The 2,872-nt window shown below is 46.9% G+C and carries 2 tRNA genes and 2 rRNA genes (1 of these 4 cut by a window edge); all 4 read right to left on the minus strand.

Going from position 1 to position 2,872, the window contains the following annotated elements:
* Positions 1 to 2,136 (minus strand): 23S ribosomal RNA (locus tag ACCQ40_RS08180); the annotation flags it as partial.
* Between the two features lie 393 nt (positions 2,137 to 2,529).
* Positions 2,530 to 2,605: transfer RNA gene (locus ACCQ40_RS08185), tRNA-Ala, on the minus strand.
* A 52-nt stretch (positions 2,606 to 2,657) separates the two neighbouring features.
* Positions 2,658 to 2,734 (minus strand) — tRNA-Ile (locus ACCQ40_RS08190).
* A gap of 82 nt (positions 2,735 to 2,816) precedes the next feature.
* Positions 2,817 to 2,872 (minus strand): 16S ribosomal RNA (locus ACCQ40_RS08195) (its annotated part continues 453 nt past the right edge of the window); the annotation flags it as partial.

Genomic DNA, 2,872 nt, shown 5'->3' on the forward strand with positions numbered 1-2,872 from the left:
GGTATTTCAAGGACGGCTCCACAGAGACTGGCGTCTCTGCTTCAAAGCCTCCCACCTATCCTACACAAGTGACTTCAAAGTCCAATGCAAAGCTACAGTAAAGGTTCACGGGGTCTTTCCGTCTAGCAGCGGGGAGATTGCATCTTCACAACCATTTCAACTTCGCTGAGTCTCGGGAGGAGACAGTGTGGCCATCGTTACGCCATTCGTGCGGGTCGGAACTTACCCGACAANNTAGTTACGGCCGCCGTTTACTGGGGCTTCGATCCGATGCTTGCACATCTTCAATTAACCTTCCAGCACCGGGCAGGCGTCACACCCTATACGTCCACTTTCGTGTTAGCAGAGTGCTGTGTTTTTAATAAACAGTCGCAGCCACCGATTCTCTGCGACCCTCAGATGCTTACGGAGCAAGTCCTTAACATTAGAGGGCATACCTTCTCCCGAAGTTACGGTATCAATTTGCCGAGTTCCTTCTCCCGAGTTCTCTCAAGCGCCTTAGAATTCTCATCCTGCCCACCTGTGTCGGTTTGCGGTACGGTTCTGATTCAACTGAAGCTTAGTGGCTTTTCCTGGAAGCGTGGTATTGGTCACTTCATGTCCGTAAACACTCGTCATCACGTCTCGGTGTTAAGAAAGAGCGGATTTGCCTACTCTTTCCACCTACTGGCTTAAACAAACTATTCCAACAGTTTGCTAACCTAACCTTCTCCGTCCCCACATCGCATTGAATCAAAGTACAGGAATATTAACCTGTTTCCCATCGACTACGCATTTCTGCCTCGCCTTAGGGACCGACTCACCCTACGCCGATGAACGTTGCGTAGGAAACCTTGGGCTTTCGGCGAGCGGGCTTTTCACCCGCTTTATCGCTACTCATGTCAACATTCGCACTTCTGATACCTCCAGCAACCTTTACAAGTCACCTTCACAGGCTTACAGAACGCTCCCCTACCATATACAAAAGTATATCCGCAGCTTCGGTTATAGATTTGAGCCCCGTTACATCTTCCGCGCAGGAAGACTCGACCAGTGAGCTATTACGCTTTCTTTAAATGATGGCTGCTTCTAAGCCAACATCCTGGCTGTCTGTGCCTTCCCACTTCGTTTACCACTTAATCTATCATTTGGGACCTTAGCTGGCGGTCTGGGTTGTTTCCCTCTTGACACCGGACGTTAGCACCCGATGTCTGTCTCCCGAGGAGCAACTTGATGGTATTCTTAGTTTGCCATGGGTTGGTAAGTTGCAATAACCCCCTAGCCATAACAGTGCTTTACCCCCATCAGTCTCATACTCGAGGCACTACCTAAATAGTTTTCGGGGAGAACCAGCTATCTCCGAGTTTGTTTAGCCTTTCACCCCTATCCACAGCTCATCCCCGCATTTTGCAACATGCGTGGGTTCGGACCTCCAATGCGTTTTACCGCACCTTCATCCTGGCCATGGATAGATCACTCGGTTTCGGGTCTACACCCAGCAACTAGTCGCCCTATTAAGACTCGGTTTCCCTACGCCTCCCCTACTCGGTTAAGCTCGCTACTGAATGTAAGTCGTTGACCCATTATACAAAAGGTACGCAGTCACACCACAAAGATGCTCCCACTGTATGTATGCATCAGGTTTCAGGTTCTATTTCACTCCCCTTCCGGGGTTCTTTTCGCCTTTCCCTCACGGTACTGGTTCACTATCGGTCGATGATGAGTATTTAGCCTTGGAGGATGGTCCCCCCATATTCAGACAGGATTTCACGTGTCCCGCCCTACTTCTCGTATACTTAGTACCATGGTTAAGATTTCAAATACGGGGCTATCACCCACTATGGCGGAAGTTTCCAATCCCTTCTTCTATCCTAACCATTATCATATACAGGCTTTTCCGCGTTCGCTCGCCACTACTTGCGGAATCTCGGTTGATTTCTTTTCCTCTGGGTACTTAGATGGTTCAGTTCTCCAGGTTCGCTTCTCTAGCCCTATGTATTCAGACTAGGATACTGCACGAGTGCAGTGGGTTTCCCCATTCGGACATCACGGTATCATTGCTTTTTTGCCAGCTTCTCCGTGCTTTTCGCAGGCTTACACGTCCTTCTTCGCCTATCATCGCCAAGGCATCCACCTGATGCACTTATTCACTTGACTCTATCATTTGAAGAACCTTCTGACTTTGCTATTTTAGCGTTGACTACTAAAATAACTTAGATTCTCTACTTTGATAAAGCTTACTGCTTGTTGTGTACTAACCTTGCCTTTTGAATTCAAGGTTAGTTGATACAATCATCACCCAAATTTTGTTATTCGATTTGTTGCCTTTGCAGGCTGCCTGAAATACTGTTGCATCAGCATCCCAAACCAAATCGACAACATTGTCTTTGTTTGTTGATTTCGGCTTTCCAATTTGTTAAAGATCGATGCGTTTAATTATACTTCTTCTCAGCTTTCGCTTATAAAAAATATATCGCAAATTAAAGTAAGCTCGCCAGTTTATCTAAACTTGCTTTAATTTGCAATCTAATTTTTCATTTTATTTAATCTTGGTGGAGGCAAACGGGATCGAACCGATGACCCCCTGCTTGCAAAGCAGGTGCTCTACCAACTGAGCTATGCCCCCAGTATTTCTTACTTCTCGTAAGCTTTACAACTTGAATTCGCTTCTCTAATCTTGGTGGGTCTGGTAGGACTTGAACCTACGACCCCACGCTTATCAAGCGTGTGCTCTAACCACCTGAGCTACAAACCCATTTTGTGTACTTCTTGCTCTTCGCATCTTCATCTAAATTACCGATAAGTGTGAGTACCTAACAATCTCTTCTTTTCTCTAGAAAGGAGGTGATCCAGCCGCAGGTTCCCCTACGGCTACCTTGTTACGACTTCACCC

The sequence above is a fragment of the Anaerococcus cruorum genome (genome assembly GCF_046365495.1).
Classification (GTDB): domain Bacteria; phylum Bacillota; class Clostridia; order Tissierellales; family Peptoniphilaceae; genus Anaerococcus; species Anaerococcus cruorum.